The sequence below is a fragment of the Streptomyces sp. bgisy027 genome (assembly GCF_057710365.1).
The window spans coordinates 45,239-68,332 of sequence record NZ_JBYIVZ010000047.1 but is presented as its reverse complement, the minus strand read 5'-3'; the positions used below and the strand labels follow the sequence as shown (position 1 = coordinate 68,332).

Sequence of the window (23,094 nt, the reverse complement as noted above, 5' to 3'; positions counted from 1 at the left end):
TATGGCGCAGTTGGACATCGTCGACGTCGGGCACGCGTACGCGCCGGGTGCCCAGGAGGATCGGTGGGCTCTCAAGCCGCTGAAGCTGACCTTCGAGTCCGGCAGGACCTACGCGCTGGTCGGGCCCTCGGGCTGCGGCAAGACAACCCTGCTGAACATCCTGTCCGGCCTGGTCAGACCGGCCCAAGGGCGGGTGCTGTTCGACGGTGTCGACGTCACCGCGCTGCCCACCAAGGCGCGCAACATCGCCCAGGTCTTCCAGTTCCCCGTCATCTACAAGTCGATGACGGTCTACGACAACCTCGCCTTCCCGCTGCAGTGCCGGCGCTGGGACAAGGCCAGGACCGATGCCAAGGTCCGGCAGGTCGCCGAGGCCCTGGAGCTGCACGACCGGTTGAAGCAGCCCGCTCGCAGGCTCACCGCCGACGACAAGCAGCTGATCTCACTCGGCCGCGGCCTGGTCCGTGACGATGTGGCAGCCGTCCTGATGGACGAGCCGCTCACCGTGATCGACCCGCAGCTGAAGCACTCGCTGCGGCGCAAGATCCGGGAGATCACCGAACAGTTCCGGCCCACGGTGATCTATGTGACGCACGACCAGTACGAGGCGATGAGCTTCGCGCAGGAACTGCTCGTCATGAAGGACGGCCGCGCCGTCCAGCAAGGCACCCCTGAGCAGCTGTTCGAGGCGCCCTCTTCCACATACGTCGGCTACTTCATCGGCTCCCCGGCGATGAACTTCCTGACCGTGGACCGCAACGACGGTCCCTTCGCGCTGGGCGGCCGGACCCTGTCCGTCGCCTGGGACGTCCCCGGCAACACGACCGAGGTCCAGGTCGGCGTCCGGCCCGAGTACGTCAAGGTCGTCACGGAACCCGGCCCCAACACCTTCCCCGGCCGGCTGCGCCGTGTCAGCGACCACGGCGCGCAACGCGTGCTCGAGGTCGAGGTCGCCGGGCAACTCGTCAGGGCCAAGACACCGCGCGAGGAGGGAACTCCGGCGGGCGAGGAGGTCCTCGTGCACCTGCCGCGCGCCAAGGTCCTTCCCTACGCGGACGGTCAGCTGGTCCTCCGGTCGTAACGACCACTTGGGTGGCCATCCACGATGTCGCCCTTTCGAACTCGTACGATCGTGTCGCAGTGCGTCCTGGCAGCACGGCCGGGATGCCCGCCACGCCCCACCCGTCCATGGATGGGCCCGCACCGCCCCCGCCGTACGCGACACGACCGTTTTCCCTCCGCTCCGCCACAGTTGTCAGGCGCGTGCGTGGCGGGTGCTGGTGGCATCATGGGCGGGCGCTGGGTTCTTGCGTGCCGCTGCTGCGGCAGGCCCGATGCGGCGCAGCCACATGCTGGACAGCGCCAGCAGGCCGGTGAAGACCGCCAGGAGCAGGACGGATGTCCACATCGCCCTGCCACCGGGAGACGACCATGCCGTCCCGATGCTGGATGCCGCCCACAGCAGCACGCCCGCGGCGTACAGCGCACGCATCCGACGCAACTGCCGTTCGACCGGCCAGGACCCCAGGGACTCGCTCTGTGCAGCCATGCGGCGCCCAGTACCCCCGTGGGTGTCTTTTGCACCTGTCGCATCATCAGGCGCCACGGTGGGTGCCCCCTGCCACACGCCTGAGCCGACGCCTCGTCGGTGCGTGCCCCCCAACAATGGGAAGGCGGGCTGCGCTCGGCCGCTGATGCGACCTGAGGAGAAGCGTCGGAACAGGGCATGGCCTGGGCGTAGGCTTCGGTCGGCGCGGGATACGGGGGGCGGAGTGCATGAAATCTGAAGCTGCAGCGGAGTGGGCGTCATCGCTCGACGCGGTCGTGGTGTACGCACAGGGTGCGCTCTGCACCCGCCTGGCCAGGGGAACCGTCCCGGCGGACGGCCGGGTGCGGGTGACGGGGCTGCCCCGGTCGATGGACGCCGGCTCGCTGCGGGCCACGGTCGTGGGTGATGGGAGCGTATGCGTCACCGAGGTGCGGGTGGAGGTCGATGCCGAACCGTCCGGCAGCGACGCGGTCGACACCCTGCGGCAGGAGATGGAGAAGCTGCGCGGCGTCTGTGCGTCGGCGCAGGGGCGGCGTGACCGGCAGGTGAACCTGATCACGGAGGTGGCGGGGCTCCGTCCGGTCCCGCCTGCGCGCAAGCGCGAGGATCCACCGCGCCGTACGGCGGCCGATGCCTGGTTGCGGCTCGGCGAGTTCGTCGACGAGCGGTTGCGAGGGCTTCATGACCGGCTCGTCGGTCTGGAGGAGGAGCTTCGCCGGGTCCAGCACGAGTTCTCGGTTGCCACCGACCGCTGGATGCGTGCCTCGACCGACGTTCCGTCCGAGCCTGTCGCGACCACCATGGTCGCCCTCCTGACGCTCGACGGGACCGGGACCGTGGAAGTGGAGCTTGAGTACGGTGTGCCGGGGGCCGTCTGGGTACCGGCCTACCGTCTGACTCACCGTCAGGGCGACGACAGCGGCACTCTGGTGTTGCGTGCTTCGGTCGCCCAGCGGACCGGAGAGGACTGGAACGGGGTGCGCATCGCCCTCGCCACCGCGGATCTGCGCCGCCGCACCGATCTGCCGAGGCTGCGTTCGATCCGGGTCGGACGCCGGCAGCCCGCCCCCGCGCCCTCCGGCTGGCGCGAGCCCCCTGCGGGGCTCTCCGACCTCTTCTCCGGCTACGACGCGGCGGGTCCCCGTCCCGCTCCGGCCGTCGTACCGGTCCCGGTGGCCGCGCCTGCGCCCGGCCCCGTCCCCCCATTGCCGCCGCCCGCACTTCAGGGGTACGGCATGCCGAGCCCCGAGTCGACCGGCGTCGTCAGCACTCCTCCCGCAGCCTACGGCGCCGTACCGCCACCGCCGCCGCCCGCGCCGCAGGGGTACGGCATGCCGCCCGCCGCGCTGCCTGAGCCGTCCGGTCCCCCCAGTGCTCCGTCCGCGGTCTTCGACACCGCCGTCCCCCGCCCGGCGCCGCCCGCCCGCTCGCGACGACCCGGTGCCGGGTCCGGGCCCGCCGCAGGCCGCGTCGCCGGGCCTCCCCCCATTGCCCCGGCGGCCCCTCCTCCCCCGCCGTCAGCACCGGTGGCGGCCGGTCCGCCACGGCCGAGCGGTGCCGAACTCGACTACGCCGCGCTCGTGCTGTCCGGCGCCGACGAGCCCGACAGCCGCAGGGGCAGGCTCTTCCCCCTCGCGTCCTCCGACCCGGTGGCGGACGAACACCGCCGTCGCGCCGACGCGGTGGCCGCGCTGCCATTGCCCGGCCATGCCGTGCGGCCGCGCGAATCGGCGGGCTCCTTCGACCACCGATACGACGCCGTCGCCCGCGCCGACATCCCCTCCGACGGCACCTGGCACACCGTCACCGTGACGGAGATTCCCGTCGGTCTGCACACCGAGTACCTCTGTGTGCCCTCGGTCGAGCAGACGGTCTACGCCACCCTCGTCCTCTCCAACGCCACCGACCAGGCCCTCCTCGCCGGGCCGGTGGAGGTCACCGGCGACGACGACTTCCTGACGACCGCCGCCCTGCCCACGCTCGCCCCCGGCGGCGTCCGCCGGATGGGGCTGGGACCCGCCGAGGGCATCCGGGTCACCCGCCGCACGAACCTGCGCGAGTCGACCTCGGGGCTGCGCAACAACACCACCGTGCTCGCCCACCAGATCCATGTGGAGCTCTCGAACCGGCTCGCCCAGAGCGTCACCGTCGAGATCCACGAACAGGTTCCGGTCACCTCCGAACCCGACGTACGGATCGACGAACACGCCGACTGGACGACACCCGAGCAGGACGGCGGACCCGACCGGCACGCCCCGGGCACCCGCGTCTGGCGAGTGGACCTGCCGGCCGGCGGCAGCGCCTCCCTCGACGGCGGCTACGACATCCGCGTCCCGGCCGCCAAGGCCCTGGTCGGCGGCAACCGCAGGAGCTGACACCATGCCCACGGACACCCAGCCGATCCCCCTGCCCGTCACCGCCGTCACCTGCCTGGAAGACCGCGCCCACATCGAGCGGACCGCCGAACTCGACCTGCGGGCCGGCGTCCAGCGGCTGCGCCTCGGGCCGATCAGCGCACTCGCGGTCGACCGCACCCTCCACGCGGAACTGACGGGCGAGCATGCCGCGACCGTCCTCGACGTACGGATCGTCCGTACCTGGATTCCTCGCGGGCCGCTGCCCGCCGACGACGATTCCGCCCTGCGGACACGGATCCGCGTCCTCGAGGAGCAGCAGGTCACTGTCGGCCACACGCGTGACCGGCTGCGCACCCGTCTCGACCTCCTCGGCCGCCTGGCCACCGATCTGCTGCGGGACATCGCCGAAGGCACGGGGCACGGCGAGACGGACGAGGCCCGCTGGACCCGCGAGCTGGACCGGGTCGACGCCGAGCGCGATACGTACGGCGAGCAACTCCGCGCCGCGGAAGCACGGTCGACGGAGATCGCGGGCGAGCTCGTGCAGGCGCAGCAGGCCATCCAGCTCGCCGAGGAGCGACCCGCCGAGCTGATCGGCCATGTCGAGCTGACCGTACGGACCGAGGTCGCCCAGCAGGTCCGGCTGCGGCTGACCCACCTCACCTCGTGCGCACTGTGGCGCCCCGCATACCGGGCCGTACTGGACGGGGGCACGGTGACGCTGGAGACCGACGCGATGGTCTGGCAGCGCACCGGCGAGGACTGGTCGGACGTACGGCTCACCCTGTCGACGGCCCGCTCGGCACTGACCACCGACCCGCCGCGGCTGACCGAGGACCGTCTCACCCTCAAGGACCGCTCCGCCGCGGAGCGCCGCACCGTCGAGGTGGAACTGCGGGAGGAGGAGATCGCGGAGCTGGGGCCGGTCCCGGTGCTCGGCCTGCCCGGGGTGGACGACGGCGGCCAGACACGTGTGCTGCACTCGCCCGCTGCCGTCTCCGTCCCTGCCGACGGCCGCGGCCACCGGGTGCCGCTCACCGCCGTCACCGCCGTGGCGAGCAGCGAGTACTCCTCCTCGCCCGAACTGTCGCCACTGGTCAGCCAGGTCGCGCGGTTCGACAACACCTCCGGCCACGCGCTGCTGGCCGGGCCTGTGGACCTGGTGCGCGGCAGCGGCTTCACCGGCCGTGGCACGCTGAGCTTCACGGCGCCGGGCGCCCCGGTCGAACTGGCCTACGGCAGCGACGACGACTACCGGGTGATCCGGCACACCGAGGAGTCCCGCGACACCGCGACGCTGACGCAGCGGACCGTGATCACCCACACGGTCCGTCTGCATGTGTCGCGCTTCTCGGCTCCCGGAGAACGCGGCGAGCAGACCGTCACCCTTCGGGAGCGCATTCCCGTCTCCGAGGTGTCCGCGGTCGAGGTACGCCTGCGCAAGGAGGCCTGTGCACCGGAGCCCGACGAGATCGACGCCGACGGCATCGCCCGCTGGGACCTCCGCCTGGCGCCCGGCGGACACGGCACCGTCACCCTGGTCTACGAGATCTCCGCGAGCGGCAAGGTCGCGGGTTTGTGAGCCGTAGGTCATAGGTGGGGGCGGCAGCCCAACGCTGCCGCCCCGACGCGTCGGTCACGTAGCCGTCTCCTCGACCACCTCCGCCTCCGTGCTCCCCGCGGACGACGCCTTCGCTGGGGCCCATTGGAGGCGGGTCGCGCACAGGGAGACGATGACGGCGGAGGCTGCCACGACGGCCATCCCCCAGGTCAGGTCGCCGGCTTCGGCGACGAAGCCGATCAGCGCGGGACCGACGAGGAGGCCGGTGGTGCCGGTGGCGGCGACCAGGGAGAGGGCGTCCGGGCCTTCGGCCGCGGCGGCGACGTAGAGGCACGGCGTCACGGCGGCGACGCCCAGTCCCACGCACGCGAAGCCGAGGAGCGCGGGCACGACGCCTCCGGCCAACAGTGCCAGGGCCAGTCCGATTCCCGCCACGGCGCTGCCGACGCGGACGACGACGGCGTCGCCCCAGCGGCTGCGCCAGCCGTCACCGAAGAGGCGCGCGAGGACCATCACGACCGAGATGACCGCGATGCCGAGCGGGGCGACCTGGGCCGACGCGCCGGCGACGTCCTTCAGGTAGAGCGCGGACCAGTCGTTCATGGAGCCTTCGACGACCTCGGTGAAGACCATGGTGCAGCCTAGCCAGAGCATCACCTGTGTCGGTCTGACCCTTCTGCGGCGGGTCTTGCCCTCCTCCCGCTCGGTCGGCTCCTCGTTCGCGGGGGCGTCGTCGGGGAGCAGGCGTGGGCGCGCGCAGGCGAGGAGCGCCAGGAGTACGGCCGATGCGGCCGCGAAGTGGGTGACGATGCCGGAGGTGAGCGCGGTCATGCCGGACGACACCAGGGCGGCGAGGAACGAACCGGCGCTGAAGGTGGCGTGCAGTTGGGTCATCGCCGTGCGTCCGTGGGCCGCTTCGAGGGCGGCGCCCTGCGCGTTCATCGCCACGTTCAGGCAGCCGACCGCCACGCCGTCCGCGCAGAGGATCAGCAGCGTCACTGGGTAGTTGGGAGTCATGGACAGTGCCAGGAGGATCGCCACCAGGCCCAGTCCGGACAGCAGGGCGAGGCGGCGTGCGCCGAGGCGTTTCATCAGGAACGTGACGAGCGGGAAGGAGGCCGCCGCGCCCGCCCCGGTGACCATGAGCAGCAGGCCCACCTCCCCGGCGCTCAGGTCGAGGCGCGTCTTGAGGGCGGGAATCCGGGAGATCCAGGTGGCGTACTGGAACCCGAGGAAACAGAACAGCGCCGCGATCGCCAACTGCGTACGTCTGAAGTCGTCTAGGACACGGGGCACGGGAACCGGGCCACCTCCTTCGAAGGGCTGGTACCGCTGCCGGGCACCGCGATGGACATGTACACGGCGTTGTTGCCGTAGCTCTCCGGGAGCCGGACCCCCGGATGGGTCCGGTAGCCGTGCTCGGCCCAGAAGGTGGCCATGCCGTCGACGGCGACGAGCGAGATGTGCTGGAACCGCGGTCGCGCGGCGGCCGTCAGCCTGGCGAGCAGACCGCTCCCCCAGCCCCTGCCGCGCTGTTCCTGTGCGACGACGATGTCGTGCAGGTGGAGGTTGCGCGAGTCGTGCACGGGCTCGTCGGCACGGGCCAGCGCCGGGTACCGGTACATCGGGTACGGCAGCGCCAGCAGGTACCCCGCGACGTGCCCGTCGATGTCGAGCACGAAGCAGGTGTCCGGCGAGGCGCGCCCCTTCGACTCGAGCGCGGCCCTGCCCTCGGTCAGGGAACTGCCCGCGTAGGTCGCCGCCTCCAGGGTGGCTATGCCCGGCCAGTCACCGTCGTGCACGGGACGGATGCGCGCGTCGAGGCCCGCCGCTCCCCCGCTCACGCCACCGCCTCCGCACGGCCGATCCCGTCATGTGCCGTCGTCGTGTGCGGGAGCGGTCCGAAGCCGTTGAAGCCTTGTGTCATGTAGCTGGTGGCGTAGGCGCCGGCGGACAGGACCCAGACCGGGTCTCCGGACGCCAGTGCCTTGGGCACGAGGCGGTGCGCGGTCCCGTAGGCGTCGTCGCTGTCGCACGTGGGACCGGCCACGACGGCGGCGACGTACTCGCCGTCGAGGTGGCCGGGGAAGACCAGCCGGTGGCAGAGCTCGTCCATCTCGTAGAGGCCGTTGAACTTTCCGCAGCTCAGGTAGAGCCAGTGCACGAGCTCGCCGTCGGGCTGCCGCCGCTCGGTCAGCCGGTAGACGTGAGCACGGATCGCGCCGTGATCGGCGACCAGATGGCGGCCGGGCTCCATGACGAAGTCGAGGGGCGCCGCGTTGAGGTGCCGCAGTTCGTCCATGCCCTCGCGCAGGACGGCGAACATCTTGTCCAGCGGCGGCTCCAGCCTGCGGCCGTGCCGGTCCAGGTAGCCGAGCGCGGGCAGTCCGCCGCCGAGGTTGACGTGGTCGAGCACGATGCCCTGCTCGCGCAGCGCCACCATGGTGTCGGCCAGTTGGTCGACGGCCCGGCGCCATGCCTCGTACGTCATCTGCTGCGAGCCGACGTGCACCGAGAGTCCCGCCGGGGTCAGTCCGGCGGCCCGGGCTGCCGTCAGTACGCGTACGGCGTCGTCCTGCGAGCAGCCGAACTTGCGGCTCAGTCCCCACAGGGCGCCCTCCCCGCTGGTGGCGAGGCGGCAGTACACGCGGGCGCCGGGGGCGTGTGCTGCGATGGCCGTGACGTCCTGCACGCTGTCCGTGGCGAAGGTCCGTACGCCGAGCCGGTGGGCCTCGGCGATGCTCACGTCGGACTTCACGGTGTTGCCGTAGTGGATGCGGCCGGCGGGTACGCCCAGCCGCAGCGCCTGCTCGATCTCCGCGGGGCTCGCCGCGTCGAAGCCGGCGCCCCGGTCGGCGAGGCAGGTCAGCACCTCGTCGACCGGGCACGCCTTCATCGCGAACCGGACGATGACGCCGGGCAGTTCGCGCACCAGGTGGTCGTACTGGTTCCCGACCCCGGTGAGATCGAAGACGACGCGGTCCGACGACGCGGCGGCCAGGGCGGAGGCCAGTCGCGCGCCCAGATCCACGCTCACTCTTCCGCACTCCCGAGGCCGGTCTCCCGGGCGGCGCGCACCAGCGCGGGCCAGGCGTCGATCAGCAGCGCGAAGTCCTCCGTGTCCCGCCGTGCCTCGTCCAGCAGCTGATCCCGGCGCGCGTCCATCCGGTCGGCGAACTTGGCGTAGCGGCCGCCCAGTTTGCGGTACGAGGTGCTGACCCGGTCCAGGCGCCAGATGTTCTCCGTGCGGTCCAGAGCGGCGCTGTCGCGCAGGAAGCGGGAGATGACGTCGCCGCGGACGTGCTCCCGCTCGTCCAGCAGCGCGGCACCGGCCGCGCCCATCCGCTCGTAGACGTCGTTGAAGTACAGCATCGACAGCAGGAACTTCACGAACCGCATCTGGTAGGCGCGAAAGCCCGCGTCGGTGCGCCGGAAGGGCGTGTAGAAGTTCTCGATGTGGCGGTTGTGCAGCACGCCGGGCAGCGCGGCGTCGTGCACGAGGTGGATGAGGAAGTAGTCGCTGCCGATGGTGTCCGTCGCCGGTGGCAACGGCACCCGCTCGTAGACCTCGTGGTCGAAGCCGATGTTGCTCATGTCCACCCGCATGGGGTCGACCAGCGTCAGGGTGGAGTGGTCTCCCGTGAAGGGGGTGGTTCCGGCGCCCTTGAAGGACTCCTCGACCAGCTGTTCCTTCTGCTCGTCCGACCAGTCGGCGGGTGCCCACAGGCTGACGACGTCGTGGTAGACGCCCGGGTCGAGCTGCTCGATCTCGGCGATGTCCACGGACCGTTCGCCGATGAAGGAGGCCCCGACCATGGACACCGGACGGTGGCGGTGGCCGGCGGCGAGGACGGTCTCGGTCACGGCGGCCGACGCCTCGGCGGCGGGCCTGCCGAGCGAGGACAGCTCGTGGTGGATGGGGAAGACCTGTTCGCCGTCCAGCACTTGATAGGTGCAGTCGGAGTCCCTGCGGTGCACGGACCGGCAGCCGAGGGCAGTGGCGATCAGGAACGCGCGGTTGGTGCAGGCGCCGTAGGAGAGTGCGGCCGGCAGCATGAGGCCGAGCAGTCGCTTGGGCACGGCGACGTCGGAGCGCTGGATCGTGCGGCGCAGGAAAACCCGCTGGCGTGCCTCGTCGAGGTGGTGGACGATCACGTTCGGAGTGGCGGGCAGGCCGGTCACGACGCGGGCGTGCTCGGCCCGCGTGGTCTCGTCGCTGGAGTCGAGGATGAGCAGGTGCACCTCGGTGCCGAAGGTGCGGGCCGCGTAGGCGGCCTCCTCGCCGATGCCCACGATGGCGTCCGCGCACGCCCTGTTGGTGGGCAGGGCCAGGCAGATCCGGTCGGTGCTGGTCTGTCGGTTCACTTGGCGCTCTCTCGTTCGCTCCAGGCGTCGAGTCCCAGGAGTTTCCTGCCGAGGTCGTCGAGCGTCGCGGGGCCGTACCGGAGCGACTCGTGCCGGTCGGCGTCCCCGAGCAGCGTTCCGTTCCAGTCGGGCGTGCTGAGCGTGCGCCACGACTCGACGCGGGAGCGGCGCAGTTCCGCGTGCTCCTCCAGCGCCGGCATCATCGACAGGTACTGCACGGCGCGCACGCCTTGGTCGGAGACGTTGGGGGCGACTCCGTGGGCGAGCAGTCCGTTGAAGATCAGCAGGTCGCCGGCCTGCAAGTCGGGCCGCACCACGGGGAACTCGGCGCGGTCGATCGCGGGCCTGATCGGGTCCCGGCCGGCCGGCTGGGTGATCCGCCACTGTTCGAACTGACGGAACAGCTCGGGTGCGCACTGGAACCCGCCGAGTTCGGGCTGGGTGTCGTTGAGGGCCAGGATGCCCTGCACCCGCTGCGGCAGCACGCCCAGCGTGGTGTCGACGTCCCAGTGCAGTTCGATGTCGAAGCCCTCGTCGGTCGGCGCGATGAGGGAGCGCGAACGGCTGCCGCGGTTCGGCGGGTTGAGGTTCAGCCGGTCGAGGGTGACCCACAGCTCGTCGCAGTCCCACACGTCGGCGAAGGCGTCGTAGACCCGCTGCGTCTGCCGGGTGTCCCACATCAGCTGGTGGTGGTACGCCTCGACGAAGCCGTAGACGTGCAGGTCGCGGTCGAGGTCCGAGCGGAACTCGCGTTCCTCGTACCACGTTTCGGGCCGCTCGGGGTCCACTCCCTGGAACTCCCAGGCGAACTCGTACAGGCTCTTCGCCTCGCCCGGCGAGACCGCGTTGCGCACCACGACGTATCCGTACGTCTGCCAGAAGGCGAAGTCCTGTTCCGACAGCACGCGCAGCGGCTGCGACTTCTCGATCTCTCTGAGCTGCGTCTGGGCGAGGTAGGTTTCGCCGTCGGCGCTGAAGTAGGGGCGCCGTGTCGGGGCGCGGTACAGGTAGGGGTCGGATGTCGGCATGCGATCACTCCAAGGGTCCTCAGTGGCCGAGGGGAACTCCAGGCCGTCACTGATCGAACTGAGGTTCCTTCAAAGTGGACTGGACCAATTCACGGTGTCAATCGCATCCCGGCGAAGTTGCCGCGAACTGCCTGCCAGTTGCCTGTTGCCGACCGCTGCGCAGACCCGGGCGGCTCCGGGGCGTGGCGATGTGCCGGTCACCGCGACGGCCTCGGAGGTCCCGGCAAGTACCGCTTGCAGGCGTCGAGTTGCGAACATTGCGCTTGTCTGCCGCGACGCCGCGCAGGGCCGAAGACCGCGGGCCCGCACGGCACTTGGTCTAGGCTTTTCCGTACACCGAGGCGGCCCGGCAGGCCACCCCGGCCATTCCCGGGAGATCGCGGAACAACGTCCGCCCCGCGACACGCCGCCACCCAGTTGGACTAGACCAAGGGCGAGTTGGGGGCTATAACGAATCACCTGCGAGTGCGCCCGGAAGGCAGGCCATGACCACCGACGTGAGCATCGTCCCCTACGACACCGCAATGCCCGGTCACGCCGCACGGGTGCCGAAGTACTACCGCGTGAAGCAGCGGGTCCTCGAGATCGCGCAGTCACTGACGCCGGGTTCACGCATGCCCGCCGAGCGATTACTCGCTGTCCAGCTCGACACCTCGCGCACCACCGTCCGGCTGGCGCTGCAGGAGCTCGTCGGTGAAGGCCGACTGGACCGGATCCAGGGAAAAGGCACCTTCATTGCACGGCCGAAGCTCTACCGCGTCCTCCAACTCACCTCCCACACCGAGGACATGCAGGCCCAGGGACTCGAACCCGCCTCGCGCATCCTGGACATGCGTCACATCGAGGCCGACGAGCGGCTGTCGCGCCTGCTCGACATCGATGTCGGTGAGCGGGTGGTGCGAATCGAACGGCTGCGGCTGGCCGGTGGCGAGCCCATGGCCATCGAGACGACCCACCTGTCCGCACGGCGCTTCCCCGACCTGCGCGAGTCGCTGGCCCAGTACAGATCCTTGTACACAGCACTCGCCGAGGTGTACGGCGTACGCCTGTCGGAGGCCGAGGAGGGCATCGAGACCTCGCTCGCGACCCCGTACGAGGCCGGGCTGCTCGCGACGGACGTGGGGCTTCCGATGATGCTGCTGTCCCGGCACTCGCACGACACCGAGGGGAGACCGGTGGAGTGGGTCCGCTCCGTGTACCGCGGCTCCCGCTACAAGTTCGTAGTGACCTTGATGCCCATGACGGACCGGACGCCCGACTGAGCCCTGTCCGGTTCCGACCGTTCCACCTTGTTGCTCGCGCCCCCCCACGGTCACGGCGCCCCCGCACGCTGATCGCGCGCACGGCCCCCGACACGGCCCGCCCGGTGCGGCGGCCGTGACCGCATGCAGCACGCTGAGCCCCGGGCCGGCCCCCACGACCGAGCCCCTGAGGACCAGTCCCGCCCCGCCAACCCTGGGAAAGTCGTGACACGACAGGGTGTTCTCACCAGCCGAACCGAAGCCGTCCCGCCATCGGCCGAAGCCGTCCCGCCATCGGCCGAGGCCGACCGACCACCAGCCGCCGGCATCCCGGATGGGGCACACCGCCGGATTCCCGACCGCTCGCCGACCGCCACGCCGACGGCGGCCGAAGTCGCCGACCCTCCCGAGGGGGCAGGCCGCCCCTGGGTCCCCGGCCGCTCGCCGGCCGCCGCCCTGCGAGCGGAGGCCTGCCTCCCGTGATCCAGACATCGCTGTCGACGACACTCGCGGACGCCCTGGTCACCGCACGTGAGGCGGCCTGCCTGACCCAGGAGGGCCTCGCGGAACGCTCCGGGGTGAGTGTGCGGGCCATCCGCAACCTCGAGACCGGCCACACCTCCCGCCCCCGCAAGCAGTCACTGCTGCTCATCGCCAAGGCCCTCGGCCTGCCCCCGGACGAGGTCGGGCGGCTGATGCGCAGACCCGGCGCCGAGAAGCAACAGCCACCACCCGGGCTCGTACCCGCCGAACTCCCCGCAGCGCCCCGCCACGATCTCGTCGGCCGGACAACGCACGTCGACTCGCTGATGGCACACCTGTCCGCCACGGAGCACGGCGGCGCCGGACGGCCCGCGGTCGTCGTCGGGCCGCCCGGCGCGGGCAAGACCTCGCTGGTCCTCGAGGCGGCACACGGTGTACGCGACCGGTTCCCGGACGGGCAGGTCTTCGTGGACCTCCACCCGGGAGCGTCCTCCACGCCGCTGACGCCGGACGAGATCGTCCCCCGCGTACTGCGCTCCCTCGGTGCCGGGCCGGCGGCGGGCCATCCGGAGGAAGCGGCTGCCCGGCTGCGCGACGCGCTGAGCAGGAGGCGCGTCCTCGTCGTCCTGGACAACGCCGGCAGCGAGGCGCAGATACGGCCGCTGCTGGTCGACGGCTCGCGCAGCGCCGTACTGGTGGCCGCGCGCCGCGCACTCCCCGCCCTCACCGCCCAGTTCCGCCGGCACATCGGCGTCCTCGATGACGGGGACGCCCTCCAGGTGCTGGAGGACCTGCTCGGACCGGCGCGCGTGAGAGCGGAACGATCGGCCGCGTCGAGTGTCCTGCAGTTCTGCGGGCGGCTGCCACTGGCCCTGCACATCGCCGGGCTGTGGCTGTCGGCACGACCCCACCGGTCGCTGCGTGATCTGGCGGACCGGCTGACGAACGAGCAGGACCGGCTCCGCTTCCTGCACATCGGCGATCTGTCCCTTGAGGCCAGTGTGGCGGCCTGCCACAGCTCGCTGCCGGCCCCGGTGAGGACCGCGTTACTGCGGCTGAGGACGGTGAACGGCGACTTCGGCGTCGACGACATGGTGACCCGCGTGACACCGTCGCGAGGACTGGCCGCCGACCTCCTCGACGAACTCATCGACCGTCAGATGGTGCACTCGGCCGGAGGAGCCGCCGACGGCCGACTCCTGTACCGGCTCCACGACGCGGTGCGCCAGTACGTGGCGTACGGCCCTGTCGGCTCCTGGCACCCGGACCGCGTGGCGGGCCAGATCTGGCTCCCCCGGCAGGCTGTGGACAGCGGCAGCAGGGAGACGTGAGCCTCTCCGCCGCCACCCGTAGCCTTGTGCGAAAGGGCTTCCGGCTGCGGACCGGGCCCGCTGACTTCCCGGAACTGAAGCAGCCATCAAGTCTTCCTTCGTTGCCTCCCCCGGCCTTCCCCGGCCTCCCCCGCCTCCCCCGGCCTTCCCCGGCCTCCCCCGCCTCCCCCGGCCTTCCCCGGGGGGAGGTACGAAGCTTGCGTGGGAGTGGGGCGGGGAGAGCCGATTCGCCGGCAGGGCGGATCGGCGTACACCAAAGCGCAGGTGAGGATGCCGACTCGGTCAGGAGGTCTCAACTGTCAGTGCGGACTGGGACCGGTTGCGCCGGGTGTGGAATGAGTGCGTCGCGAAATCCAGGGCCGTGCACGCGCACAACCGGGCGAGTGGAGAGAGGGCGACGTGCGGGCCGGTGCAGCTCGCGGCGATGCCGACCAGGGTGCTCGTGCTGGTCACAGGCCGTTGTCAGCGGAGCAGATCGTCCGTCAGCTGACCTGTGTCGGCGCGGTTTGATGCGTTGCCACCAGTTTGACCACATGGCGAAAGTGGGCCCTCTCCGCAGGCGTTCCTGCGGAGAGGGCCCGTCCGTGTGCCCACGTTAGTGGCGCTGCTCGCTATTCTTCACCGGCTAGCGCAGTACGTCCCTGATCCGCCACCACAGCTTGCGGGCCCGTGGGGTTTCAGTGGCGTAGCTGTTGCCGAGCCGGATGTTGTCCGCGGTGCGCCCCAGCGGCGTTCCTTCGGGTGAGTACCGCGTGGGGGGTTGCTCGACCATGCGCTTGTCCTACGGATTCGGAGACCTGGTCCCGCATCCCTTGCGCAGTTCGTTGTCGGAGCGGGTCTTCGGGCCCCAGCCGATCCCGCTGGCGTAGCCCTGCTTCCCAGGGTAGTAGGTGTAGGTGCCGCCCCCGTCGTTGCGGTCCGTCGACCACCCGTAGTCGATGAAGCTGCTTGAGGGAAGCTGCTTGAGGTCGGCCCCGTGCCGTGCCAGTCGTCGTAGCCGCGCGGCCCGCTCCACGCGCTGCGTCACATCTGCGTCTGCAGCTTCTGCGAGCCGTACGACCCGCCACATGCCTGTGAGGTCTCCCACTGGAAACATGCACTGGCGCCGGCGCCGTACGATCTACAGAACAGACTGCCGCCCACGACCAGCACGAGCACCCCGGAACACCGTCACGCCAGTCCTTTGACCAGCGACTTCAAGTTGGCGGACGGGCTCACTGAAGGACATCAGGGCACGTGTGCCGATGCCGCAACGGGGCCGGGATGCCGAAGCCGCCGTCCAGCGTGCGTGTGTACCGGGATGTGGTGGGGCACTGCTGGGCGTCGTTCGTCCTCCCTGCCGTGACCGAGGCCCTGCCCGCGACGGAGCGTGTGATCGGGATCGGCTGGGGCGTCAGGGAGACCGCGACCACCACGTCCGACGGGCACGACCCTCCCCACCCGCAGCACGGGCGTACGGCGGCGCAGAAGCTTGCCCGTTACCAGCGGATGATGGCGCGCAGGAAGCCGAATCGACGGCTTCGGCGATGTAGCGGTAGGCCGTGGTCGTGCCGACGTCGAACCCGGCGGCGAGCTGGGTGTAGGGATGGGCGTTGCGCAGGTGGGCGAGGGTGAGCAGGGCCTGTCGGCCCTGCTCAGCCGGCGCCACCGGCTGCCGATCGCACGACGGCGTTCGCGGCTGCGGGCAGCGAGGACAAAGAGGTGCGGGCTGGACAGGTCCAGTCCGGACGAGTGGACAAGCATGTGAAGCCTCTGGCGGAACGGGTGATCTTGGTCGTGAACCCGTCCACCAGGGGCCTCACTCGTCTCTCACGCCAACTACTGGACCACGCAGGGAGGTTGGAAAGGGCTCGATGTGATGGAACCGCCCCCACCGAAGGCCCACTCATGTTGGTGCCATCGGGATTCCGCTCACCGATGACGCCGGGCACTCCTGGCGCAAGCAGTGGATGACGTCGACCAGCAGGGGTCGCAGCCGCACCCAGGCTCGGGACGTTCGGACCACATCCGCGACCTGGTCCATTAACCAACGCATGAACGCGACGGTCACACCCTCGTGCGGTTGGGCCTCGGCGGTCCTCAGGCCCTGATCCGTTCCCGGGAGTCAGGGCAGGGTGACCGGTTCGTAGAGGAGGTAGTCGGATTGGGGTGGTGCCGGGAGCAGGGTGTTCTGCTCCCAGGTGTCGTCGAGGAAGCCGGGACAGAACCACATGTTGTCGCCGACGCGCCGGAACGCGATGCGGAACCCCGCGGCGAGCCGCAGGTCGGAAAACCGGTGGTCGGTCGGGGGGACCACCGAGTGCGGGCCCTTCTGCCAGGCGGGGATCTGGTCGGCGGGCCGGCCGACGGGGCCGAGGTCCACGACGGTCTGGGCGCATGTTTCGTCGAGGGTGGCGACCCACAGTCCTCCCGAGGTGCCGTCCCAGGAGGTGGTGCCGGTCTCCTCGTCGTACTCGGCGACCAGCGGCTCGCACACGGTCACGCCGTCACGGGCGGAGAGCCGCAGGCCGACCATGACGTACTTCGGGTCGAAGACGAAGGGCTGCGCGTAGTAGCGCAGGTACTTGTGCTTCGTCCCGGTGACGGGATTCTCCGCTTCACGCGCGATCATGAGCATGGGCGACAAGGTGGTGCTGCCGTCCGCCCACTCGGTCACGGTCTTCACCGAGGCAGGGTCGATACCACGGCTGCCGGGCACGGGCCGGCCGACGTAGAACTCCACCGGGCCGCGCTGCGGGGAGCCGCCGGGTTCCCACGGGAACGCCATGGCGGCGATCACCTGGCGGTTGTCCTCCACGACGAAGTACTTGGGCTCCGAGACTACGCCGCCGCCGTAGCCCCCGATGCTGTGGGTGAGCATGTCCTTCCTGGTGACCGCGTCCTGCCACTCCGCGACCTCGTAGGTCAGCTCCAGGGCCGCGTTGATGCTCTGTGTCTGGAGCAGGAGCCGCTCGCGCAAAATCCGGGCGTAGTCGATCTCGGGCAGGCTGATGGCCTGACGGGCCTTGCTCAGCGCGGCATAGCCCTCGGCCTGGACGGCGGCGAGCTTGAAGAAGTAGTGGGCCGCTTCCCGGTAGTCGATCTCCTCCTTGTGTGCCATCAGATGGCAGAAGACATGCATCAGCGACTTGCCGAGCAGGTTGTCGCCGACGAGGACGCGGTGGAGGCAGTACAGCGAGTACGGCAGCCCGTTCACCTCGTCGGTGACCGACCGTGCCCAGCCGTCCAGTCCGTCGGCGTCCACCCGCAGAACCGGGCCGCCGTCGCGCTGCTCCCCGGGATCGGTGGGCACGACATTGATCGCCATCATCATCTCGATGCAGTAGCCGACCCGGTGCTCGTGCTCGGTGAACATCGAGATGACCGCGTTCCAGTCGACCCGGTCGTGGAGCTCGGCGATCTCCGCCAGCACCTCTTCGAGGAGCTGCTCGATGCGGGCGAGCTGCTGCTGGATCTCCGCGAGGGTGTCGGCCAGGCCGGCGATCGCGGTGATCGTCAGCGCGAACCAGTTGTTCATCTCCGTCCACATGCCCTGGACCTGGTTGGAGATGACCTGGAGATTGCGGTTGATCTCCCGCGCCATCTGGCGCTGGTCGGCAAGGATCTGCTCCAGGAGTTTCCTGGCTTCCTCCTGGCCTTCGCCGATCTGGTCGATGAGGTCCTTGATCTGGTCGACGTCGGAGCCGATGCCCTGGATGTTGTCGTTGATCCCGCCGATGCTGTCCTGGATCTCCTTCTGCTCCTTGAGGATCTGATCCAGGATCTGCTGGTGGTTGTCGAGGATGTCGTCGATGTCCATGCCGGGCCCGCCGCCCGCGATGGAGTCCACCAGGTCGACAAGATCGATGATTGTGCCGATGTGGTCGAGGAAACGCCCGTGCCGCTGCCCCTTGCGCAGCGCCACTCCCGCCGGAGTGGTGAGGAATTCCCGCGCGGTCACAGGCCGTACCGCCACCGTATTGGTCACCGTGTTCCCTCTCTGTCGAGGACGGCGCGGCCGGTGCAGCCGGCCGACACCCAGTCGCGCTCACATTACGTGACGATGTGACTGCGGAGAGTGACACATGCCGGGTCGTCGCATTGTGCTTCACCGGGAGGGCGGTGCGGGCCGTGGTGCTGCCGGAGGCGGGTGAGTGGACGCCCGGTGTCCGGTGCCCGCTGTCGGGCTGGGCATCGACCGGTTCCCCGGGTGCTGGACCGGTGCCCGGCCGCTCCCGCGACGTGCCGTCCGGAACGGCAAGAACTCCACCCGGTCCGGAGTGGAAGGAACCATCTGTGAATTCGCCAACGGGCTCCAGGCACGGCGCAGCCGCTACCACGGTCTTCACAAGACCCATGTCCAACACGTGCTGACGGGCATAGCGATCAATCTTGAGCGCCTCGCCTCACGCACGCCACCACGGTGCCGGGGACCTCAGCACCCCACAGCCTTCCAGAGATACCTCGACTCACGCGGCCTGACCTGGGAATGCTGGTGGCGGCAAGGAAAATGAGCCCTGCCCACAAGATCCCCGACAGAGTCCCTCACTGCATCATCTGAAGTTCCCTCAGCGTTCGGGGTGTCGCGAACCATATGGAACGGGATGCGTGAAAGGGCAGCGGGAAAGCAGACATGCCGGTCAATTCTCTGCTCCTCGCACTCGGTGTACGGCAGCGGGAAGACTATGTCAGCGGTCTGACGACGCAGCTGCACTGCCGTCGAGCCCGTGCCAGGCGACCGCGAACCGAACGGTCGCGGCACCGGGCGTGACCTCCTCGTTCAGGTTGCCGCACGGCGAACCAGCCGGAGGGGCGCGGTGGCGGTGACGCTCACGGACCTCCGACTGGTCGAAGAGCCGAACGTCGGGTACCGGCATCACCCATTTGCAGACCGTCGGTGTGCACGCGCCGCAGCCGGGGAAAAGGTTCGGCCGGGCCGTGCGAGAGGACCACACGTGACAGCGGCGGCGTCAGCGGCGGGCGGCCAGGGCTCCGACGGCCGGGAGGACGACCACGAGCGGGATCCACGCCGGTGGCGGGCGCTCTGGGTCACTTTGGTGGCGGGCTTCATGAGCCTGCTGGACGTCACGATCGTGGCGGTCGCGCTGCCGACCGTCCAGCACAACCTGCACGCCTCCCCCGCACAGGTGCAGTGGGTCGTGTCCGGCTACACCCTCACCTTCGCCCTCGCACTCGTCACCGCCGGACGACTCGGCGACGCCCTGGACCGGCGCCGCATCTTCCTGATGGCACTGTGCGGTTTCGTCGTCTTCAGCGCCGCCTGTGGTGCCGCTCCCGACATCACGCTGCTGGTCGTGGCCCGCCTTGCCCAGGGACTGGCGGCCGGCTTCATGGCGCCTCAGAACTCCGCGTTCATCCAGCAGTTGTTCCGCGGCACCGAACGCGGCCGTGCCTTCGGCTACTTCGGGGCGACGGTAGGCATCTCCTCCGCGTCCGGCCCACTCCTCGGCGGCACGATCCTCGCCCTGGCCGACGGTCAGCAGGGCTGGCGTTGGATTTTCTACGTCAACGTCCCCATCGGCATCCTCGCGGTCTTGCTCGGACGCCGACTGCTGCCCGAAAGCCGGCGGTCCGGTCGGAGGTACGTGGACGTACCCGGCGTGCTGCTCCTCGGACTCGGTGTCCTCGCCCTCATGTATCCGCTGGTCCAGGCGGAGTCCGGCGGGCTGGGTCGCCTGTGGTGGTTGTTCCCCGTCGGCGCCTCGATCCTCACCGTCTTCGTCCGCCGGCAGTATCGTCTCGTTGCCAAGGGGGCCAAACCGTTGCTGGACCCACGCCTGTTCACCACGGTGCGCGGCTACGCTGTAGGCGCCGGCGTCGGCACGCTGTACTTCATCGGCTTCAGCGGCGTGTGGCTCGTCTTCGCCCTCTTCTACCAGAACGGCCTGGCCTTCTCCCCCTTGCAGTCCGGCCTCGCCGTCACTCCGTTCGCCCTCGGCTCGGCGGGCGCCGCCGTGGTCGCAGGCCGACTGGTGGGCCGGCTCGGACGCCTGCTCACCGTCTGCGGCCTCGCCGGGGTGATCTGTGGTCTGGGCGGAGCCGCTCTGCTCCTGCGCTTCGCGCCCCTGGGCATCGCTCCATGGATCGCCGCTCCTGTCCTGTTCCTCGGTGGCATCGGAGGGGGTTTCGTGGTGTCCCCGAACATCACCATGACCCTCCGGGACGTACCCGTGCGCATGGCCGGCGCGGCGGGTGGCGCGCTGCAGACGGGCCAGCGGCTCGGCGCCGCGGTGGGCACCGCCGCCCTGCCCGGGCTCTTCTACATGGTCCTCGGCAGCGGCGACGACTACCAAGGCGCCCTCGCCGTCGCACTGGGCACCGCGATCGCCGGGATGCTGACCTCCCTCGCCCTGGCTGCCTTCGACTGGCGACGCGACCGGCGCATACGCGGGATTCACGGGAAGTGCACCGAGGAGATCGCCAACAGCCCGATGCACTCACGGCAGAGCTGACTCCCGGTGCGGGGCGCAGGCGTGCGGTGCGATCCCGGTCAGCAGATGCATGCCCAGTTGGTGCAGTGGCAGCGGTGTTAGGCCATGGACGCCACGCTCCCGGGGAGCCCCGCGCGAGCGGCGGATGCGCCGGGTTCGCCAGTGCCTGCTGACTCAGCTGACGACCGAGATCGCGAACGGCGCGAATCCGCGAGCCCGGATCACGTGGGGCACGAACAGGACGGCCGCCTCGGTGGCCCGTGCGGTCTCCACTCCACCGAGATCCGTGATCCATTCCTCGCGCCAGCCGAGGTCGACGAGCAGCCCTCGAACGATCTCCTTGGCCGCCCGGTCGTCCCCGGAGAGGAAGACGGTGGCCGGCTGGGACAGGGTGGCGGGCGCGGTCATCACCGAGTGGAGCATCGTGTTCAGGGTCTTCACGACGTGGGTGTCGGGCAACGCACGCTGGAGCTGTTCCGCGAGGCTCGAGCCGTGGTGGAGGAGGTCGACGGGCAACCCGTCCGGCCCGTCGACGGTGGCGTTGGAGACATCGACGAGGATCTTGCCCCGGAGCTCTTCGCGCAGCGCCACGAGCCGCTCCAAAGAGCCCGCGCCCGGTGTGGCGTTGATGACGACGTGCGCCGACCGCGCGGCGTCGGCGGCAGCGCCCGGTGAACGGTCCGCCACGGTCACGTCGTGCCCGGCGCGGTTGAGGGCTGTCGCGAGGCCGCCGCCGACTCGGCCGTTGCCCAGAATGCTGATCTTGGTCATGGTGATCCGGTCCTTCGCGTGCTGGTGGTGAGGGTCAACGGGACAGCGTGGCCAGGGCCTCGGCGTGCACGCCGGGCGCGGCCGCCAGGAAGCTCCCGCTCTGCGGGGTCCAGTGGCGGCCCTCGGCATCGGAGAGGCGCCCTCCCGCCTCCGCGACGAGCAAGGCCCCGGGGAGCAGGTCCGCGCGGGCCCCGGCGAACTGCCAGAAGGCGTCGATCCGGCCGGCCGCCAGGTTCAGCAGGTGGAGGGTGGCGGGGACGGAGGTCCGCACCACGAGGGCGTCGAAGAGCATCGCGGTGATCGATGAGCCGACCCGGCGCACCACTGCCTCGTCCTCGTCCGGCCTGGCCTGGCTCGTGGCCACGATGCTCAGGCCGAGGTCCGTGGTGGGGGCCACGCGTAGAGGGCGGCCGTCGAGGTGGGCGCCCCGGCCGGCGAGCGCGGTGTATGTCTCGCCGGTCAGTGGCAGGTGGACCGCGGTGAGCACGGGCTGGTTGTCCCGCACGAGCGTCGCGGTCACCGCCCAGTCCGGCAGGGCGTGCAAGTGGTTGATGTTCCCTTCGGCCGCGTCCACGACCCACCATTCCCCGGGAGGCAGGGCGCCGCCCTCGAGTTCCTCCTCCACCCAGCGGGCGTCCGGGCGCAGCTGCATGAGGCGAGGACGGAGGATGCCGAGAGCCACGTCGTCATTGGCGGCGAGCGCTCGCATCAGCTCCTCGCGCGTCTCGTAGCGGACCGCGTCGCCGTAGCGCTCGAGCAGCGCAGAGCCCGCCGCGCGCACGGCGGCCGCGGTCGGCTCGAGCAGATCGGCGTCGTGGGCGGAGGCCGTGAATGCCGAAGTGCCGGCTTCCTGAGGCGATTTGGGCATGGCGGTGCTCCCGTTCGAAAGGGGTGGCTTTGTCTGCGGAGGTGGCGGCATTTTCGAGGTGTTCCGCGCCCGCATCTCGAAGGTAGGAGGGCATGTCATTAACTTCAAGTGCATGTAAAGCACGGCTAAGATGACTCCCATGCAATTGGATCTGAACCTGCTCACCGCGCTGGACGCCCTCCTCGAGGAAGGCAGCGTGGCCGGGGCAGCCGAGCGACTGCATGTCACCGCCCCCGCGATGAGCCGCAGCCTCGGCCGGCTCCGGCGTGCCACGGGTGATCAGATCCTGGTCCGCACAGGACGCACGATGACTCCGACGCCGTACGCGATCGCTGTCCGGGAGCAGGTGCACGACCTGGTGCAGCAGGCACGCGGCGTGCTGGCGCCGAGCCGTGAAATCGACCTCGCGACGCTGGAACGCACCTTCACTCTCCAATGGCACAATGCACTCGTCGCGCTCAGCGGTCCTGCGCTGCTCGCTGCGGTGCGCCGCCAGGCACCAGGCGTGCGACTGCGCTTCATCGCGGAATCGAGTATCGACACACCTGAGTTGCGACGCGGCGAGGTCGACCTGACCGCGAACGCCGATCCGCCCACCACACCCGAGATCCACGCCGACCGGGTCGCCGATGCCCGGCACGTCGTCGTCGTGCGGCACGGCCACCCGCTGACCCACGTCAAGTCCCTCACCGCCGAGCGGTACGCAGCCGCTGGGCACATCACCGTCTCGCGGCGGGGCCGCCTCAGCAACGTCCTCGACGACGAACTCGCGCGGCTCGGCCTCACGCGACGCGTGGTGGCGAGCGCGCCCACCGAAGCGGCAGCCCTCGCGTTCGTGCGCGGCTCCGACCTCCTCGTCACCGCGCCGGAGTCCACCACGCGTTCACTGGCCACTCAGCTCGAACTCGCCCTGCTTCCCGTGCCGTTCGACCTTCCGCCGGCCCCGGTGTACCTGTCCTGGCATCAGCGCTACGACACCGACCCTGCCCACATCTGGCTGCGCGATCTCGCCCGCACGGCACTCGCCGACGCGGCGGACGGACGGGACCGGACGACGGACGCGAGGCCGGCCGGCCCGGCGAGGTCGACGACGTAGACGGCGACGGCCG

Annotated in this window: 19 protein-coding genes and 2 pseudogenes; 9 read left to right on the top strand and 12 right to left on the bottom strand. The window is 70.4% G+C overall.

All coding sequences use genetic code 11. The features are described 5' to 3' along the window. Window position 1: 1 nt before the first annotated feature. Window positions 2-1,081, top strand: coding sequence for an ABC transporter ATP-binding protein (locus AC3ETA_RS36415; RefSeq protein WP_432197164.1), 1,080 nt, complete (start codon window positions 2-4; stop codon window positions 1,079-1,081). A gap of 174 nt (window positions 1,082-1,255) precedes the next feature. On the opposite strand, the gene AC3ETA_RS36410 is transcribed toward AC3ETA_RS36415, so the two are convergent. Then, entirely contained in the window at window positions 1,256-1,549 is a 294-nt protein-coding gene (locus tag AC3ETA_RS36410) for a hypothetical protein (protein ID WP_432197163.1), read from the bottom strand. 227 nt (window positions 1,550-1,776) lie between these two features. Between AC3ETA_RS36410 and AC3ETA_RS36405 the strand changes: the two genes are divergently transcribed. Then, a complete protein-coding gene (locus tag AC3ETA_RS36405; RefSeq protein ID WP_432197162.1) occupies window positions 1,777-3,924 on the top strand; it encodes a DUF4139 domain-containing protein in 2,148 nt (715 codons plus the stop codon). Between the two features lie 4 nt (window positions 3,925-3,928). Further along, window positions 3,929-5,488 carry a mucoidy inhibitor MuiA family protein gene (locus tag AC3ETA_RS36400; protein ID WP_432197161.1) on the top strand — a complete coding sequence of 520 codons (1,560 nt, stop codon included), beginning with the start codon at window positions 3,929-3,931 and terminating at the stop codon, window positions 5,486-5,488. Window positions 5,489-5,542: 54 nt separating this feature from the next. Here AC3ETA_RS36400 and AC3ETA_RS36395 read toward each other — a convergent pair whose 3' ends face one another. From AC3ETA_RS36395 to AC3ETA_RS36375, 5 genes are read right to left on the bottom strand one after another with little or no spacing between them, the layout of a single operon-like run. Further along, on the bottom strand, window positions 5,543-6,763 hold the full coding sequence (locus AC3ETA_RS36395) for an MFS transporter (RefSeq protein ID WP_432197160.1): 1,221 nt from the start codon (window positions 6,761-6,763) through the stop codon (window positions 5,543-5,545). Continuing rightward, on the bottom strand, window positions 6,748-7,311 hold the full coding sequence (locus tag AC3ETA_RS36390; protein WP_432197159.1) for a GNAT family N-acetyltransferase: 564 nt from the start codon (window positions 7,309-7,311) through the stop codon (window positions 6,748-6,750). Before AC3ETA_RS36390 ends, AC3ETA_RS36395 begins: the two co-directional genes overlap by 16 nt. Further along, on the bottom strand, window positions 7,308-8,504 hold the full coding sequence (locus AC3ETA_RS36385) for a type III PLP-dependent enzyme (protein WP_432197158.1): 1,197 nt from the start codon (window positions 8,502-8,504) through the stop codon (window positions 7,308-7,310). The genes AC3ETA_RS36390 and AC3ETA_RS36385 overlap by 4 nt, the downstream gene beginning before the upstream one ends. Beyond that, the gene (locus AC3ETA_RS36380; RefSeq protein ID WP_432197157.1) at window positions 8,501-9,832 is read right to left on the bottom strand and encodes a DUF6271 family protein; all 1,332 of its coding nucleotides are present in this window, start codon (window positions 9,830-9,832) and stop codon (window positions 8,501-8,503) included. Before AC3ETA_RS36380 ends, AC3ETA_RS36385 begins: the two co-directional genes overlap by 4 nt. Then, the gene (locus AC3ETA_RS36375) at window positions 9,829-10,860 is read right to left on the bottom strand and encodes a phytanoyl-CoA dioxygenase family protein (RefSeq protein WP_432197156.1); all 1,032 of its coding nucleotides are present in this window, start codon (window positions 10,858-10,860) and stop codon (window positions 9,829-9,831) included. Before AC3ETA_RS36375 ends, AC3ETA_RS36380 begins: the two co-directional genes overlap by 4 nt. Before the next feature lie 485 nt (window positions 10,861-11,345). Between AC3ETA_RS36375 and AC3ETA_RS36370 the strand changes: the two genes are divergently transcribed. Next, window positions 11,346-12,122 carry a GntR family transcriptional regulator gene (locus AC3ETA_RS36370; RefSeq protein WP_432197155.1) on the top strand — a complete coding sequence of 259 codons (777 nt, stop codon included), beginning with the start codon at window positions 11,346-11,348 and terminating at the stop codon, window positions 12,120-12,122. A gap of 458 nt (window positions 12,123-12,580) precedes the next feature. Beyond that, window positions 12,581-13,915, top strand: a complete 1,335-nt coding sequence (locus AC3ETA_RS36365; protein ID WP_432197154.1) for a helix-turn-helix domain-containing protein — start codon at window positions 12,581-12,583, stop codon at window positions 13,913-13,915. Window positions 13,916-14,540: 625 nt separating this feature from the next. On the opposite strand, the gene AC3ETA_RS36360 is transcribed toward AC3ETA_RS36365, so the two are convergent. Both AC3ETA_RS36360 and AC3ETA_RS36355 read right to left on the bottom strand, forming a co-directional pair. After that, on the bottom strand, window positions 14,541-14,687 hold the full coding sequence (locus AC3ETA_RS36360; RefSeq protein ID WP_432197153.1) for a hypothetical protein: 147 nt from the start codon (window positions 14,685-14,687) through the stop codon (window positions 14,541-14,543). Window positions 14,688-14,696: 9 nt separating this feature from the next. Continuing rightward, window positions 14,697-14,942, bottom strand: a complete 246-nt coding sequence (locus AC3ETA_RS36355; RefSeq protein ID WP_432197152.1) for a hypothetical protein — start codon at window positions 14,940-14,942, stop codon at window positions 14,697-14,699. A 236-nt stretch (window positions 14,943-15,178) separates the two neighbouring features. On the opposite strand from AC3ETA_RS36355, the pseudogene AC3ETA_RS36350 reads away from it, so the two are divergent. Beyond that, window positions 15,179-15,430: pseudogene (locus tag AC3ETA_RS36350) on the top strand (RNA-guided endonuclease TnpB family protein); the annotation flags it as partial. Here the strand turns inward: AC3ETA_RS36350 and AC3ETA_RS36345 are convergent. After that, window positions 15,399-15,658 (bottom strand): annotated as a pseudogene (locus AC3ETA_RS36345) (helix-turn-helix domain-containing protein); the annotation flags it as partial. The pseudogenes AC3ETA_RS36350 and AC3ETA_RS36345 sit on opposite strands and share 32 nt — an antisense overlap. A 361-nt stretch (window positions 15,659-16,019) precedes the next feature. Beyond that, window positions 16,020-17,882, bottom strand: a complete 1,863-nt coding sequence (locus AC3ETA_RS36340) for a hypothetical protein (RefSeq protein WP_432197151.1) — start codon at window positions 17,880-17,882, stop codon at window positions 16,020-16,022. A 166-nt stretch (window positions 17,883-18,048) separates the two neighbouring features. Here AC3ETA_RS36340 and AC3ETA_RS36335 point away from each other — a divergent pair, with 166 nt between their 5' ends. After that, entirely contained in the window at window positions 18,049-18,408 is a 360-nt protein-coding gene (locus tag AC3ETA_RS36335) for a transposase (protein ID WP_432197150.1), read from the top strand. Window positions 18,409-18,849: 441 nt separating this feature from the next. Beyond that, entirely contained in the window at window positions 18,850-20,367 is a 1,518-nt protein-coding gene (locus AC3ETA_RS36330) for an MFS transporter (RefSeq protein WP_432197149.1), read from the top strand. 153 nt (window positions 20,368-20,520) lie between these two features. Here the strand turns inward: AC3ETA_RS36330 and AC3ETA_RS36325 are convergent, their stop codons facing one another. Together AC3ETA_RS36325 and AC3ETA_RS36320 are read right to left on the bottom strand one after the other, a co-directional pair. Then, entirely contained in the window at window positions 20,521-21,117 is a 597-nt protein-coding gene (locus AC3ETA_RS36325) for an NADPH-dependent F420 reductase (RefSeq protein WP_432197148.1), read from the bottom strand. A gap of 34 nt (window positions 21,118-21,151) precedes the next feature. Then, complete coding sequence (locus AC3ETA_RS36320) at window positions 21,152-21,985, bottom strand: inositol monophosphatase family protein (RefSeq protein ID WP_432197147.1); 834 nt, start codon at window positions 21,983-21,985, stop codon at window positions 21,152-21,154. A 139-nt stretch (window positions 21,986-22,124) separates the two neighbouring features. On the opposite strand from AC3ETA_RS36320, the gene AC3ETA_RS36315 reads away from it, so the two are divergent. After that, a complete protein-coding gene (locus AC3ETA_RS36315; RefSeq protein WP_432197146.1) occupies window positions 22,125-23,081 on the top strand; it encodes a LysR family transcriptional regulator in 957 nt (318 codons plus the stop codon). Window positions 23,082-23,094 lie beyond the last annotated feature (13 nt).